This is a genomic window from Allobosea massiliensis, from assembly GCF_042655245.1.
In the GTDB taxonomy this organism is placed as follows: Bacteria; Pseudomonadota; Alphaproteobacteria; order Rhizobiales; family Beijerinckiaceae; genus Allobosea; species Allobosea massiliensis.
This window is the reverse complement of sequence record NZ_JBHSLU010000038.1, coordinates 1-14756: the sequence shown is the minus strand read 5'-3', so window position 1 is coordinate 14756 and position 14756 is coordinate 1. Positions and strand designations below refer to the sequence as shown.

Below are 14756 nucleotides of genomic sequence, written 5' to 3'. Positions count from 1 at the left end.
GCACGGCAAAGACCGCCAAAGGCCTTTGACGGATGGCGAGCACAGCGCTAGGCTGACCTTCAAAGCAAGAAGCGTGCCGTTTCGGGACGCTGGGTCGGGAAGGTCTGACGCGCATGGCGATGATGCCGCGCATGGAGCTGCGCCAGGGGCAATCCCTGGTGATGACGCCGCAACTGCTGCAGGCGATCAAGCTTCTGCAATTGTCGCATCTCGAACTCCAGAACTTCGTCGAGGGCGAACTCGAGCGCAACCCGCTGCTGGAGCGGGAGGACGTCTCGGAGGGGCCGTTGCAGGCGGCCGCAGACAGCGCCCATGCCGCCGATCAGGAGAGCTACGACCGGGCCGAGAGCCTCAACAGCCAGGAAGGCATGGAGACGCGTCTCGGCACCGGCCTCGACAATGTTTTCCAGAGCGAACAGCCCACCGTGGCGCGGCTCGACAGCAGCGGTGCCGACAGCCTGCCGATCATCGGCGGGGCCTATGGCGGCTCGGGAGGGTCCTTTGAGGAAGGGCCGGACGGGTTCGAGAGCGGTCTGACGGCTGATGTCTCGCTTCACGATCATCTCAGCGCGCAGCTCGATCTCGCCGTCCATGATCCGGCCGAGCGGCTCATCGGCCGCCATCTGATCGATGCGGTCGACGATTCCGGTTATCTGGGCGAGCCTCTGCCCGAGATCGCGGAGCGGCTCGGTGTCCCGGTGGAACGGGTCGAGGGCGTGCTGCGGATCGTCCAGAGCTTCGATCCCTCCGGCGTCGCGGCGCGTGACGTGGCCGAGTGCCTGTCGATCCAGCTGCGGGACCGCGATCGTTTCGACCCGGCCATGCAGACCCTGGTGGCGAACCTTCACCTCGTCGCCAAGCGCGACTTCGCCGCCCTCAAGCGGCTTTGCGGGGTCGATGACGAGGACATCGCCGACATGGTGGCCGAGATCCGGCGCCTCGACCCCAAGCCCGGCCGCGGCTTCGGCGGCTCGGCGGCCGAGACGGTGGTGCCGGATGTCTTCATCCGCGCCGCGCCGGACGGTTCATGGCTCGTCGATCTGAACCCGGATACGCTGCCCCGCGTGCTGGTGAACCAGACTTATCACGCGCGGGTCTCGAAGGCGGCGCGCAGTGACGAGGAGAAGGCCTTCATCGCCGAATGCCTGCAGACCGCCAACTGGCTGACCCGCTCGCTCGAGCAGCGGGCCAGGACCATCCTGAAGGTGGCGAGCGAGATCGTCCGCCAGCAGGACGGATTCTTCGCCCATGGCGTCGAGCATCTGCGCCCGCTCAACCTGAAGACCGTCGCCGACGCCATCGGCATGCATGAATCCACCGTCTCGCGCGTGACCTCGAACAAATACCTGATCTGCTCACGCGGCGTTTTCGAGATGAAATACTTCTTCTCCGCCGCCATCGCCGCGACCGGCTATGGCGAGGCGCATTCGGCCGAGGCCGTGCGGTTCCGCATCCGGCAGATGATCGACGACGAGGCACCCGCCGATGTGCTCTCGGACGATGCGATCGTGGCCCGGCTGAAGGAGGGCGGGATCGACATCGCCCGCCGCACCGTCGCGAAGTATCGCGAATCTCTGCGCATCCCCTCCTCGATGGAGCGCCGCCGCGAAAAGGTCGCGATGGCGATGGGCAGTCGCTGAGCGCCCCTTCGCCACGCCTGCGACGGCTTTGGGCCATATCATTGACAGACCCGGTAGCGAGTTCTTAGCTCCCAAAGACGGTCGATCTCCCGGCCGTGGCTAAGAAGGGGAAGCACTCCATGAGCCTGCGAATCTCCGGCAAGAACCTCGATGTCGGCGAGGCCCTGCGCGGCCAGGCCGAGGCCCGCGTCGCCGCCGCTCTCGGCAAGTATTACGAAGGCGGCTACCAGGGCCATGTGACCGTCGGCAAGGACGGGACCGCGTTCAAGACGGACGGCGTCCTGCACCTGTCGTCCGGCATCACGCTCGAGGCGTCCGGCACGGCGCACGATGCCTATGCCAGCCTGGACAAGATGGCGGAGCGCATCGAGAAGCGTCTGCGTCGCTACAAGCGACGGCTCAAGGACCGCTCGGCCAGCGCCAATGGTCGCGAGCCCGCGCTCGAAATCCCCAGCTATGTCATTGCCGCCCCGGATGAGGATTTCGAGGAGGTTGAGGTCGAGGGCGCCGGCGACAACCCCGTGATCGTGGCGGAATCGACCAAATCCCTGCATGTCATGACCGTCGGCGACGCCGTCGCGGAGCTTGATCTCACCGGCGCGCCGGTCGTGATGTTCCGCCATGCTGGTCATGGCCGGATGAACGTCGTATACCGCCGCCGCGACGGCAACATCGGCTGGATCGATCCTCCCGCGTCGCTGTCATAGGTCCGGCGACGTTCCGCGCGGGCCCGAACCTTGACCCTGTCGCATGTCAGGATACGCGGCACGGGACATGCATGGACTGGCGCATGACGCTGATCGATCTTCTGAGCCCTGCAGCGGTGATCTCGCCGTTGCGGGCCAACGGCAAGAAGCAGGCGCTGCTGGAACTCGCCCAGCAGGCCGCGCAGCTCACGGGCCTGTCCGAGCGGGATCTCTTCGAGGCGCTGCTGCAGCGCGAGCGCCTCGGCTCCACCGGTATCGGTGACGGCATCGCCATCCCCCATGGCCGGATGGCCGGGATTGACCGCCTGGTCGGCCTCTTCGCCCGGGCGGAGAAGCCGATCGATTTCGATGCGCTCGACGGCCAGCCCGTCGATCTGATCTTCGTCCTGATCGCCCCAGAGGGCGCCGGCGCCGACCATCTCAAGGCGCTGGCCCGGGTGGCGCGCGTGCTGCGAAACCCCGCGGTCCTGGAGCAGGTCCGCGCTGCCCGCGACCCTGCCGCCATCTACGCCATCCTGTCCGAATCGGCGGCGCAGGCCGCCTGAGCCGCATTGGCCGCAGCGAGGCGGCTCTCTCTCGCATTTGATTAGATCGCAACATCGGCTATTCGCTTGCGCGAAGCTCCCGCCCGGAGGGCGAGGGGACCGTCGCTGCATGCCGGAGTGCCGCCCATGGCCTATACCCATGTCGATCTCTTCCCGCTCGGGCCGGACGAGACGCCTTATCGCCATCTCGGCAGCGAGGGGGTCTCCGTCGAGCGGATCGGCGATCGCGAGGTTCTGAACGTCTCCCGCGAAGCCATCCGCCGCCTCAGCGAACAGGCCTTCATCGACATCAACCATCTGCTGCGGCCGGGCCATCTCGCCCAACTCGCCAAGATTCTCGACGATCCCGAGGCGACCTCGAACGACAAGTTCGTGGCTTACGACCTCCTGAAGAACGCCAACATCGCCGCCGGCGGCGTGCTGCCGATGTGCCAGGACACCGGCACGGCGATCATCATGGGCAAGAAGGGCCGCCGCGTCTGGACGGAGGGCGAGGACGAAGAGGCGCTCGGCGAGGGCGTCGCCGACGCCTATTTCAAGCGCAACCTGCGCTACTCGCAGGTCGCTCCGCTGTCGATGTTCGAGGAGAAGAACACGGCGACCAACCTGCCGGCGCAGATCGACATCTACGCCGAGGGCAAGGGTCATGGCGAGGACGCCTACAAGTTCCTCTTCGTCGCCAAGGGGGGCGGCTCGGCCAACAAGACCTTCCTGTTTCAGGCGACACCCTCGCTGCTGACGAAGGAGCGCATGATCGCGTTCCTGAAGGAAAAGATTCTGACGCTCGGCACCGCCGCCTGCCCGCCCTACCATCTCGCCATCGTCATCGGCGGCACCTCGGCCGAGCAGAACCTCAAGACAGTGAAGCTGGCTTCGACGCGTTATCTCGACGCGCTACCGACGCAGGGATCGCCCTCGGGGCATGCCTTCCGCGACCTCGAAATGGAGGCGGAGGTCCACAAGCTCACGCAGTCGCTCGGCGTCGGCGCGCAGTTCGGCGGCAAGTACTTCTGCCACGACGTGCGTGTCATCCGCCTGCCGCGCCACGGCGCCTCGCTGCCGATCGGCCTCGGCGTCTCCTGCTCGGCAGACCGGCAGGCCAAGGGCAAGATCACCAAGGATGGCATCTTCCTCGAGGCGCTGGAGACCGACCCGTCGAAGTACCTGCCGGAGGTCGAGGATGCTTCGCTGGGTGGAGACGTGGTCAAGGTCGATCTCAACCGGCCGATGAGCGAAATCCTGGCGACCCTGACGAAGTATCCGGTCAAAACGCGCCTTTCGCTGACGGGCACGATCATCGTCGCGCGCGACGCCGCCCATGCCAAGATCCGCGAGCGGCTGGAGAGCGGCCAGGGCATGCCCGACTATTTCAAGAATCACCCTGTCTATTATGCCGGCCCGGCCAAGACTCCGGAGGGCTTCGCCTCCGGCTCCTTCGGCCCGACCACCGCGGGCCGGATGGATTCCTTCGTCGACCAGTTCCAGTCCTTCGGCGGGTCGATGGTCATGCTCGCCAAGGGCAACCGCTCCGCGGCGGTGCGCGAAGCCTGCAAGACCCATGGCGGCTTCTATCTCGGCTCGATCGGCGGCCCGGCCGCGAGGCTGGCGCAGGACTGCATTCGCAAGGTCGAGGTGCTGGAGTATCCGGAACTCGGCATGGAGGCGGTCTGGCGGATCGAGGTCGAGGATTTTCCGGCCTTCATCGTCATCGATGACAAGGGCAACGACTTCTTCAAGGAGCTGAATCTCGGATGAGGCGGCTTCCGCTCGCCGCAACCGTCGCTTTCGGCCTGCTGCCGGCGCTGCTGGCGGCGGTGCCGCCTGCTGCGGCGCAGGCCCGCCCGGCGACCTGCTCGCGTGATCTCTTCCAGAACGAGGGCGCGCTGCGCCGGCAGCAGACGCGGCTCTCAGCCGTCGCCAATGCCGATCAGGCCACCCAGTGCCGGACCTGGCGCGAGCATGTCGGATTCTTGCAAGATGCGCGCGCCGTCTTCGCGACCTGCCAGGCCGGAGCCGAGCGGGCGCAGAACGTCGCGATGATGGATTCCGACCTCGCCGACTACCGCACGCTGATCGCAGGTCGCTGCGGCAAACGCTGACGAAACGGGCGCGGCGCGGTCGCGTCTCGCAGCCGATATCGATGGAGATGCCCGTGACCGACCAGCCGCAGACCCCGCTCCAGATCGCCGTCATCCCGGTGACGCCGTTCCAGCAGAACTGCTCGATCCTCTGGTGCACGCGCACCAAGCAGGCGGTCGTGGTCGATCCGGGCGGCGACGTCTCGCTGATCCGCGGCGCGCTGAAGGAGGTCGGTGTCACGCCAGTGGCGATCTGGCTGACGCACGGCCATCTCGACCATGCCGGCGGGGCGGCCGAACTGGCCGAGGCTCTGTCGGTGCCGGTCGTCGGCCCTCACGAGGCCGACAAGTTCCTGCTGGACGAACTGCCGACCGCGGGGCTGCGCTTCGACATCCGCGACATGCGGGCCGTCACGCCATCGCGCTGGCTCGTCGAGGGCGACGAGGTCAAGGTCGGCGACGTCGCCTTCTCGGTGCTGCATGTGCCCGGCCACACGCCCGGCCACGTCACCTTCTTCCAAAAGGATCTGCGCTTCCTGCTCGCCGGAGATACTGTTTTCGCCGGCTCCGTCGGCCGCACCGATTTTCCCTATGGCAGCCACGAGACGCTGATCGCGGGGATCCGAAACAAGCTCCTGCCGCTTGGCGACGACGTCCAGTTCCTGCCCGGGCATGGCCCGGCGGGAACCCTCGGCGAAGAGCGGGCGAACAATCCCTTCCTGCAGGGTTGAGCGGGGACGGCTGCCTCAGCCCCTGTTGAAGCGGTTGATGAGGTTGCGCACGTTGCCCTGCTGAACGGGTTGCTGGGAAGCCACTGCCGAAGAGAGCTGTCCGCGGTTGGCCCGGCTCGGCACAGCCGGTCGGCGCGGCAGGTTCAGCTTCTGCCCGACGGTCATCGGCGTTCCGCCGAAGGTGATGTACTCGACATCGTGCCAGTCCGTGCCCGGGAGCTTGCGCTGGAGCAGCTTCAGGAAGGTCATCAGGTGGATGTCCTGCGAGCGGTAGTGGCCGTTCTTCTCATGGATCCCCCGGATGCGGCCGTTCTCGACGCGCAACATGCCCGAAGCGAGGACGGGCGCTCCGCACAGGAAACTGGAGTGGTGGAACAAGCCGCTCACATGCATCCCCGCATAGAGCACCTCCTGCGGGCTCAGGACGAAGGCGGCCCAGCCGGTCGAGACGCCGCGCAGGGCGTTGGACGGCCAGGTGCTGGTGTCGAGCAGCTTCTCGTCCGCGTTCGCAAAGACGGTGGCGCGCGGAAAGCGGCTGAGGATCATGTTCTGCACGACGGGCGACATGCGCGAGCGCATCAGCCCGTTGTCGAAGGTGACCTCGAAAAGCGCGCGGTAGATCAGATCGTCGACATAGCGCACCGAGACTTCGGCCAGTTCCTTCTTTGAAACGGGATCGAGCTTCTCGAGATACTCCCAGAACGAGCAGGACTGCCCCGACGCTTCCCACATCAGGAAATGCTTCTTCAATTCCTGGCCTCGCCGGTGATGCGTATCGAGCACCTCCAGCCAGTTCTCCTGCTGCATCAGCCGGATCGGGGCCGCGCCATGGCCCTTTAACGAGCCCTTGGGAATGAGCTTGCGGATCGCCGTCTTGGCCTTGGCCCAGTTCTGCAGGCCTCTGAGTTCTGCCACCGCAGCCTCATGCAGATCCTGGACTGCGGCGGCCCGGAAGGATTCATGCTGGTCGATCTTGGTCTGCTTGTCCCTGAGCCAGTGATCGCAGAGGGCGACCAGGGCAAGCAGGGCCTGGGTGCGCAGGCTGCGCTCGTCCCGCGGGATCGCGGCATAGCGCGGGAGTGCGTCATCGATCTTGAGCAGCGTCTTGTTGACGCGCCGCGCGAAACGCTTCGCCGTGTCTTTCCGGAACTGCTCGGCGCCCCCCGCCCGCAGATAGACCGCTCCCTTCGGCTCCGCCATCGTCCCCTCCCGCCTTCATCGGCCCATGATGCAGGATAGTCGCGGCAGGGCCGATGCACGTTCAAGGCATCGGCGATGTATCGCAGGGAACAGCAGAGGCTGGAAACGTTAACGGCCATGTCCGGAAGGGTGCGCGTACATCCGGCGTCACACTTCGGGCCCATGGCCGTCTTCTACAGCTCTGGAGGACAGTGGAACGCCCTCGACATCGCCGTGATGCTCATATGGGAGAGCATTGCGGCGCTTTCAAGGGCGCCGGCCTCAGCTGTCGAAAACGCCGAGCAGGAAGTCCTGCTTGCCGATCTGGATGCCGTTCTTGCGCAGGATCGCGTAGGCGGTCGTGGCATGGAAATAGAAGTTCGGCACGGCGAAGCGGGTGAGATAGGCCTCGCCGCGCATCGTCATGGTCGCGTTCTGGCCGCGGGGGAAGGTGACGTCGCGGTCAACGCCGGCCTCGAAGGCCGCCGCGTCGATGCTCTCGACGAAGGCCAGCACCTTGGCGATGCGCGCTTTCAGCTCGTCGAAGCTCTTTTCCTCGTCGGGATGCCTGGGGTTGTCGCCGCCGGCAAGGCGGGCCGCCGCGTTCTTGGCGAAGTCGCAGGCGAGCTGAATCTGGCGCGAGAAGGGCAGCATGTCGGGCGCCAGCCGCGCCTGCAGCAGCACCTCGGGCTGGATCTTGCGCGCCGCCGCCTGCTCGACCGTCTTGTCGAGGATGGCGTCGAGGGCCTTGAGCGTCTGGACGAAGCCGGTGAGGGCGGCGGAGCGGGCGGTGATGGTCATGGGCGATCCTCGGAAACGAAAACGGGCCCGGAAAGGGCCCGTCGCATCGCCGATATAAGCATGCCGCCGGTGGATGCACCGGGCGCCGCGATCAATCCTTGGCGCGCTCCACATAGGAGCCGTCGGCCGTCATCACGACGATCCGGGTGCCGACGCCGATATGGGGCGGCACCGCGCTGCGCACGCCGTTGGAAAGGATCGCGGGCTTGTAGGAGGACGAGGCCGTCTGCCCCTTGGTGACCGGCTCGGTCTCGACCACTTCGAGCGTGATCCGCTGCGGCAGCTCGATCGCCACGGCCTTGTCCTCGAACACCGAGAGCGAGACCTTCATACCCTCCTGGAGATAGGCGGCCATGTCCCCGACGACGTCGCTGTCGACCGGGATCTGGTCGTAGGTCTCGGGGTTCATGAAGACGTATTGCTCGCCGTCCTGGTAGAGATAGGTGTAGTCGCGGTCCTCGACATAGGCGCGCTCGACCTGCTCGGTCGTCTTGTAGCGCTGCGTGACCTTCACCCCGTCCGAGATGCGGCGCATGTCGATCTGCGTCGTCGGCGTGCCCTTGCCGGGGAAGAAGCTCTCGGCCGAGAGCACCGAGCAGAGATGGCCGTCGACTTCGAGCACATTGCCCTTGCGAACGGAGGATGCGATGACCTTGACCACGTGACTTTGTCCTTGAGCTCGCGCCGCGCCCCGGCGCCTTTGGCGAAACCGTTGCCGCGCCACTACCGCATTCGCAGGCGAAACGGAAGCTTGCAGACGTTTTGAACCCGAGACGATGACGAACGCTCTTCCGCCCTTCTGGCGGCCCGACATCCATGCCGACCGTCGCCCGGCGCTTCTGGCGCGCGGCCGCATCAAGGCTGCGCTACGCCGCTGGTTCGAGGCTCGGGACTTCGTCGAGGTCGAGGCCGCGATCCTGCAGGTCTCGCCGGGCAACGAGACGCATCTGCACGGCTTCGCCACCACGCTGATCGACGATGCCGGGGCCCGGCATCCCTATTACCTGCACACCTCGCCCGAATTCGCCGCCAAGAAGCTGCTGGCCGCGGGCGAGCCGCGCCTCTTCGATTTCGCCCGCGTCTTCCGCAATCGCGAGCGGACGGCGCTGCACCACCCCGAATTCACGATGCTGGAATGGTATCGGGCGGGCGAGGGCTACGAGACGCTGATGCAGGATGCCGCTGCGCTCCTGGCCGAGGCGGCCCGCGCCGCCGGCGTGACCACGCTGCACTGGCGCGGCATCGACGCCGATCCGTTCGCCGAGCCCGAGCGGCTGACGCTCCAGGAGGCCTTCCGGCGTCATGCCGGCATCGACCTGTTGCGCACCGTCACCGCCGATAACGACGTCGATCGCGGCGGGCTCGCCGCCGATGCGGCCGAAGCCGGTATCCGGGTTACGGATGACGACAGCTGGTCCGACATCTTCAGCCGCATCCTCGCGGAGCGGATCGAGCCCCATCTCGGCCGGGGGCGCGCGACGATCCTGTGCGAGTATCCGATCTCGGAGGCTGCGCTGGCGCGGCCGAAACCGGGCGATCCCCGCGTCTCCGAGCGCTTCGAGCTCTATGCCTGCGGCGTCGAACTGGCGAATGCCTTCGGGGAACTGACCGATCCGGCCGAGCAGCGCCGGCGCTTCGAGGCCGACATGGACGAGAAGGCGCGCATCTATGGTGAGCGCTATCCGATCGACGAGGATTTTTTGAGCGCGCTCGCCGCGATGCCGCCGGCCAGCGGCATCGCGCTCGGCTTCGATCGCCTCGTCATGCTCTGCACCGGCGCCCGCCGGATCGAGGACGTACTCTGGACGCCGGTGGCGGAACCGGGCAGGGGAGCGGCATGACCCTTCATCAGCCTCCCGGCGGACAGCCGCTGCGCAGCGTCGGGGCCCTCGTCGAGACCGGCCTCGTTGCGCCCGCAGCCCGCGAGGCGTTGGACGCGGTGGCGGCGCGCTATGCGGTCTCGGTGACGCCCGCCATGGCCGCGCTGATCGACCCGGCCGATCCTGACGACCCGATCGCGCGCCAGTTCGTCCCGGATCCGGACGAACTCGTCACGCTGCCGCAGGAGCGTGTCGATCCGATCGGCGACGAGGCGCATTCGCCGGTCGAGGGCGTGGTGCATCGCTACCCCGACCGCGCCCTGCTCAAGCTCGTCCATGCCTGCCCGGTCTATTGCCGCTTCTGCTTCCGCCGCGAGATGGTCGGCCCCGGCGGCGATGCGCTCACGGGCGGGAAGCTCGAGGCGGCGCTGGCCTATCTCGCCGACCGTCCCGAAATCTGGGAGGTCATCATGACGGGCGGTGACCCGTTGATCCTGTCGGCCCGGCGGGTGCGGGAGGTGGCGCAGCGTCTGGGCGCGATCGACCATATCAAGGTCGCGCGCTGGCACACCCGCGTGCCGATGGTCGAGCCCGACCGCATTACGGCTGACTATGCCGCGGCCCTCCGGATCCAGGGCAAGGCGAGCTACATCGCCGTCCACGCCAATCACCCGCGCGAGTTCACCCCTGCGGCACGGACCGCACTGGCGCGGCTGGCGGATGCCGGCCATGTCTTGATCAGCCAGAGCGTGCTCCTCAGAGGCGTCAACGCCGATGTCGCGACCCTGTCGGCCCTGATGCGCGCCTTCGTCGAGAACCGGGTGAAGCCCTACTATCTGCATCATCCGGACCTCGCGCCCGGAACGGCGTCGTTCCGGCTCTCGCTGGAGGAGGGCCAGGCCCTCGTCAAAAGCCTGCGAGGCCATATGTCCGGCCTGTGCCAGCCGACCTATATCCTCGATATCCCCGGCGGGGCAGGAAAGATCCCCGTCGGCCCCGCCTTCCTCTCGGCCTGCGAGACGCCCGGCGCCGAGGCTTTCGCCGAGGACCGTCATGGCGAGCGGCACCTCTATCCGCCGGGTTGAAGACAATGATTGCTCTGGTAAACTAACTCAGTTGAACTAACCTGAGATTGGCCATGGAGAAGGTGAACATCCACGACGCGAAGACGCATCTCTCGCGCCTGGTCGACCGCGCCGCGAAGGGTGAGGCCTTTATCATCGCGAAGGCGGGGAAGGCCATGGTCAAGGTCGTCCCGTTGGAGCCGATCGAGACCAAGCCGCTCCAACGCACTGGTTTCATGGTCGGGCAAATGACGGTGCCCGATGATTTCGATGAGATGGGGCGGGCAGAGATCGAAGCCATGTTCAACGGGCGATCGTGAAGGCGCTCCTCGACACGCACCTCCTGCTTTGGAACGCGGGTCGACCCGACCTGCTGTCGGCGGAAGCGCGACGCATCATCGACTCAGCCGACAGCGAGTTGTATTTCAGCGCGGCGAGCCTGTGGGAGATCGCCATCAAGGCCAGTCTCGGCCGGAGTGATTTTTCGGTGGACGCGAGACTTCTGCGACGCGGCTTGCTCGACCATGGTTTTGCCGAGTTGCCGGTAACGAGCGAGCATGCGGTTGCGATCGACGGATTGCCGCCGATCCATAGGGATCCGTTCGATCGCATCCTGGTCGCTCAGGCCAAGGTCGAAGGAATCACCCTGTTGACGTCCGACAACACGGTGGCCCGCTATGGCGGCGCGATCCAGAAGGTTTGAGAAGGAGACCGCCATGAAAGAAAAACTCCCCATCGCGATCGTCTCCGATCTCGCCTGCCCCTGGTGCTTCATCGGCAAGGCGCGGCTGGAAAGGGCGCTAGAGAACCATGGCCTGACCGAGCGCGTCGCCATCACCTGGCTGCCCTATGAGCTGAACCCCGACATGCCGGCCGAAGGCATGGACCGCACCGCCTATCTCGATGCCAAGTTCGGCGCCGGCAAGCGCAAGGAGATCGAGATCCGCCTTTCCGAGGCGGCGCTCGAAAGCGGCGTCATCTTCAACTGGGCGCGCGTCACCAAGAGCGTCAACACCCGCATGGCCCATATGCTGGTCGCCGCCGCCTCGACCGTGCAGCGCGGCACCGAGATGAAGGCGGCGCTGTTCAAGGCCTATTGGCAGGACGGCCGCGACATCGGCGATCTCGACACGCTCGTCGCCATTGCCGGCGAGCAGGGTTTCGACGAGCAGGCCGCGCGCGACGAGCTGACCAATGAGGAGCTGCGCGAGACCGTGATCGGGCTCGAGGCGCACGCCCAGCAGGTCGGCGTCACCGGCGTGCCCTTCTTCATCGTCGACGGCAAGCTCGCGGTCTCCGGCGCGCAGACCGGCGATGTCTGGGCGCAGGTCTTCAAGCAGGTGCTGAGCGACGCGGCCTGAGCGAACGGGGCTCGCCGGGCGCGCGGCCTTGCGCCGGCGCCCGAATCATGGCCCATCCCCGCAAACAGCGGGAGTGGGCCCATGACCCAGAAGATCAACGACCTGCGCGACCGCATGATCGTCGCGCTCGACGTGCCAACGATCTGGGACGCCTATCGCATCGTCTCCCAACTCGGCGACACGACGAGTTTCTACAAGATCGGCTATGCGCTCGCCTTCGCCGGCGGCCTGCAGCTCACCCAGCAACTGGTGGCCGAGGGCAAGAAGGTCTTCCTCGACCTCAAGCTCCACGACATCGGTAACACGGTGACCGAGGGCGTCGCCTCCCTCAGCAATCTCGGCGTCGACCTGCTCACGGTGCACGCCTACCCCCAGACCATGCGCGGGGCGGTCGAGGGGCGCGACGAGGCGGCACTCAAACTGCTCGCGGTCACCGCGCTCACCTCCTACGACGACGGTGACCTGCGCGATGCCGGCTACGGGCTGGCCGTGCGCGACCTCGTGCGCCTGCGGGCGGAACAGGCCCGCACCGCCGGCATCGACGGCATCGTCTGTTCCGCGGCCGAAACGGAGATCGTCCGGGACGTCATCGGCTCCGACATGCTGATCGTGACGCCCGGCATCCGGCCCGCCGGCAGCGCGGCCGGCGACCAGAAGCGCACGCTCACCCCCGGCGAGGCGATCCGCGCCGGCGTCGACCATCTCGTCGTCGGGCGTCCCATCATCCGCGCAGCCGACCCGCGTGGGGCGGCTGCCGCGATCATGGACGAGATCGCGGCAGCCTCCTAAGTTCGCGCTCCAATCGATCGCTCAGAGGATTCGGATCATGCCCAAGGGATATGTCGTGGCACGCGCCAAGGTCTCGAATGCGACGCAATGGGCCGCCTATGCGGCCAAGGCCTCGGAGGCGATCCGGAAGTTCGGTGGCACGCCGCTGGTGCGCGGCGGCATGATGACCGTTGCGGAAGGCGAGGGCCGGGCCCGCAACGTCGTCATCGAGTTCGAGAGCTTCGAGGCCGCCAAGGCCTATGCGATGTCGCAGGATTATGCCGAGGCCCGCAAGCTGCGCGAGGGTGCCGGCGAGATCGACATCGTCGTGGTCGAGGGCGTTTGAGATGGCCAAGGGCTATTGGATCGCGCGGCTCGACGTCGACAACGAGGAAGAATATGCCCGCTACCGCGCCCTGAACGCCGTGGCCTTCGCCAAATACGGCGCGAAGTTTCTGGTGCGCGGCGGCGAGTACAAGCTCGCCCGCGGCGAGGGCCGCAAGCACAACGTCGTCCTCGAATTCAAGGACGAGGAGACGGCCCGCGCCTGCTACGCCTCCCCCGAATACCAGGAGGCGGTGAAGCACTTGGCCCTGGTCGGGAAGGTCGATCTCGTCATCATCGGCGGTTATGACGGGGCCCAGCCGGGCGAATAGCTGACAGCAGCGCGGGCGGCAGGCGGATGGACCGACTTCGGCAGGACAGCCTCACCGCGCTGGGCGTCATCAGCGGCACGTCGATGGACGGCATCGACGTCTCGATCGTGACCAGCGACGGGCGCGATGCCGTCCGCTTCGGAGCCGGCGCCTCCTACCCCTATCGCGACGAGACGCGCGCAGCGCTCCAGGCGCTGATCGCGCAGGCCGAGCGGGCGATGACCGAGCCGCTCGTTGAACTCGAGGCCGAGGTCACGACCGACCATCTCGCCGCGATCCGGCGCTTCATCGCCGAACAGCATCTCGATCCGGCAAGCATCGATCTCGTCGGCCTGCACGGCCAGACCGTCTATCATCGCCCGCAGCAGCGCTTCACGCGCCAGCTGATCGATGGCCCCGCCATCGCCGCGGCGCTGGGCATCGCGACCGTCGACCGCTTCCGCCATGCCGATGTCGAAGCCGGCGGGGAGGGCGCTCCCTTCGCGCCGCTCTATCATCGGGCGCTGGCGCAGGGGATGGAGCAGCCCGTGATGGTGCTGAACCTCGGCGGCGTCGCCAATGTCACCTGGATCGAGGGTGAGGAGGTCATCGCCTTCGACACCGGCCCGGCGAGCGCGCTGCTCGATGACTTCGTCCTGCGCCGCCTCGGGCGACCCTATGATGCGGATGGGGCGCTGGCCGCGAGCGGCCGGATCCATGAGGATCTCGTCGCGGCCTTCATGGAGAACCCGTTCTTCGACAGGCCCGCGCCGAAATCGCTCGACCGCAACGAGTTTCATCGCCGCGCCCAGATCGTCGAGCCGCTCTCCGATGCCGATGGCGCCGCGACGCTGGCGGCTTTCACGGTCGAGAGCCTGGTCGCGGCCCTGCGTCACGTGCCGCGTGCGCCGCGTCGCTGGCTGGTCGGCGGGGGCGGGCGGCTCAACCACCATCTGATGCAGCGTCTGAGAACCCGGCTCGGTGTCCCCGTCGAGCCGGTCGAGGCCGCGGGCTGGGATGGCGACGCGCTCGAGGCGCAGCTCTTCGCCTATCTCGCCATCCGGTCCGTGAAGAGCCTGCCGCTCAGCCTGCCGGGAACAACCGGTGTGCCCCGGCCGTTGACGGGCGGAAGGCTCAACCGTGCGTGAGTGTCACGAAACCGTCGCGCGCGTCGCGATAGGGTTTGCGTGCCGCGACGGTGAGATTCGAAAAATTCGGAATAGCGGGAAAAGTCGCGTCCCAACGCCGTGAATCCGGCGATCAGGGGCTGGAAATGAGCCCAAAGCGACCCCGCTCACATGATGCGGGCGCTCCGACGCGAAGTTTTTTCAAAAACCGTGTTGACAGTGAGTGAGGGCCCCGCCTATAAACCGCCCATCGAGACGGCGCCGCCGCTGAGCGGCGCCTCTTCTGCGCTTCACCAGGAT

The 14756-nt window shown here is 66.8% G+C and carries 18 protein-coding genes; 15 read left to right on the top strand and 3 right to left on the bottom strand.

Annotated elements, in window-relative coordinates:
- Positions 1-113: 113 nt before the first annotated feature.
- The 6 genes from rpoN (at position 114) to ACFPN9_RS13295 (ending at position 5701) form a co-directional block, all read left to right on the top strand.
- Positions 114-1640: an RNA polymerase factor sigma-54 gene (gene rpoN, locus ACFPN9_RS13320; protein WP_066721653.1), complete on the top strand. Its 1527-nt coding sequence runs from the start codon at positions 114-116 to the stop codon at positions 1638-1640.
- A 119-nt stretch (positions 1641-1759) separates the two neighbouring features.
- A complete protein-coding gene (gene hpf / locus ACFPN9_RS13315; protein WP_066721651.1) occupies positions 1760-2347 on the top strand; it encodes a ribosome hibernation-promoting factor, HPF/YfiA family in 588 nt (195 codons plus the stop codon).
- Between the two features lie 83 nt (positions 2348-2430).
- Positions 2431-2892 (top strand): PTS IIA-like nitrogen regulatory protein PtsN, encoded by a 462-nt coding sequence (ptsN, locus tag ACFPN9_RS13310; protein WP_066721717.1) that lies wholly within the window; start codon positions 2431-2433, stop codon positions 2890-2892.
- A gap of 126 nt (positions 2893-3018) precedes the next feature.
- Positions 3019-4647 (top strand): fumarate hydratase, encoded by a 1629-nt coding sequence (locus tag ACFPN9_RS13305; protein WP_066721649.1) that lies wholly within the window; start codon positions 3019-3021, stop codon positions 4645-4647.
- A complete protein-coding gene (locus ACFPN9_RS13300) occupies positions 4644-4991 on the top strand; it encodes a hypothetical protein (protein ID WP_066721647.1) in 348 nt (115 codons plus the stop codon). Before ACFPN9_RS13305 ends, ACFPN9_RS13300 begins: the two co-directional genes overlap by 4 nt.
- A 47-nt stretch (positions 4992-5038) precedes the next feature.
- The gene (locus ACFPN9_RS13295; RefSeq protein ID WP_066721715.1) at positions 5039-5701 is read left to right on the top strand and encodes an MBL fold metallo-hydrolase; all 663 of its coding nucleotides are present in this window, start codon (positions 5039-5041) and stop codon (positions 5699-5701) included.
- Positions 5702-5716: 15 nt separating this feature from the next.
- On the opposite strand, the gene ACFPN9_RS13290 is transcribed toward ACFPN9_RS13295, so the two are convergent.
- The 3 genes from ACFPN9_RS13290 to efp all read right to left on the bottom strand — a co-directional run bounded on the left by ACFPN9_RS13290 (position 5717) and on the right by efp (position 8342).
- Positions 5717-6901 (bottom strand): hypothetical protein, encoded by a 1185-nt coding sequence (locus ACFPN9_RS13290; protein WP_066721645.1) that lies wholly within the window; start codon positions 6899-6901, stop codon positions 5717-5719.
- Positions 6902-7162: 261 nt separating this feature from the next.
- Complete coding sequence (locus tag ACFPN9_RS13285) at positions 7163-7681, bottom strand: DUF1993 domain-containing protein (RefSeq protein ID WP_066721643.1); 519 nt, start codon at positions 7679-7681, stop codon at positions 7163-7165.
- Positions 7682-7772: 91 nt separating this feature from the next.
- A complete protein-coding gene (gene efp, locus ACFPN9_RS13280) occupies positions 7773-8342 on the bottom strand; it encodes an elongation factor P (protein ID WP_066721641.1) in 570 nt (189 codons plus the stop codon).
- Between the two features lie 115 nt (positions 8343-8457).
- Between efp and epmA the strand changes: the two genes are divergently transcribed.
- The 9 genes from epmA (at position 8458) to ACFPN9_RS13235 (ending at position 14477) form a co-directional block, all read left to right on the top strand.
- Complete coding sequence (gene epmA / locus ACFPN9_RS13275) at positions 8458-9522, top strand: EF-P lysine aminoacylase EpmA (RefSeq protein ID WP_066721639.1); 1065 nt, start codon at positions 8458-8460, stop codon at positions 9520-9522.
- Positions 9519-10586 carry a lysine-2,3-aminomutase-like protein gene (locus ACFPN9_RS13270; protein WP_377817182.1) on the top strand — a complete coding sequence of 356 codons (1068 nt, stop codon included), beginning with the start codon at positions 9519-9521 and terminating at the stop codon, positions 10584-10586. Before epmA ends, ACFPN9_RS13270 begins: the two co-directional genes overlap by 4 nt.
- Before the next feature lie 53 nt (positions 10587-10639).
- On the top strand, positions 10640-10885 hold the full coding sequence (locus tag ACFPN9_RS13265; RefSeq protein WP_066721636.1) for a type II toxin-antitoxin system Phd/YefM family antitoxin: 246 nt from the start codon (positions 10640-10642) through the stop codon (positions 10883-10885).
- Positions 10882-11268 (top strand): type II toxin-antitoxin system VapC family toxin, encoded by a 387-nt coding sequence (locus ACFPN9_RS13260; RefSeq protein WP_066721634.1) that lies wholly within the window; start codon positions 10882-10884, stop codon positions 11266-11268. The genes ACFPN9_RS13265 and ACFPN9_RS13260 overlap by 4 nt, the downstream gene beginning before the upstream one ends.
- Positions 11269-11281: 13 nt before the next feature.
- On the top strand, positions 11282-11926 hold the full coding sequence (locus ACFPN9_RS13255) for a DsbA family oxidoreductase (protein WP_066721632.1): 645 nt from the start codon (positions 11282-11284) through the stop codon (positions 11924-11926).
- Positions 11927-12007: 81 nt separating this feature from the next.
- Entirely contained in the window at positions 12008-12715 is a 708-nt protein-coding gene (pyrF, locus tag ACFPN9_RS13250) for an orotidine-5'-phosphate decarboxylase (RefSeq protein WP_066721630.1), read from the top strand.
- A 37-nt stretch (positions 12716-12752) separates the two neighbouring features.
- Entirely contained in the window at positions 12753-13040 is a 288-nt protein-coding gene (locus tag ACFPN9_RS13245; RefSeq protein ID WP_066721627.1) for a DUF1330 domain-containing protein, read from the top strand.
- Position 13041: 1 nt separating this feature from the next.
- Positions 13042-13350: a DUF1330 domain-containing protein gene (locus tag ACFPN9_RS13240; RefSeq protein ID WP_066721625.1), complete on the top strand. Its 309-nt coding sequence runs from the start codon at positions 13042-13044 to the stop codon at positions 13348-13350.
- A gap of 26 nt (positions 13351-13376) precedes the next feature.
- Complete coding sequence (locus tag ACFPN9_RS13235) at positions 13377-14477, top strand: anhydro-N-acetylmuramic acid kinase (protein WP_066721623.1); 1101 nt, start codon at positions 13377-13379, stop codon at positions 14475-14477.
- The last annotated feature ends 279 nt before the right edge of the window (positions 14478-14756 follow it).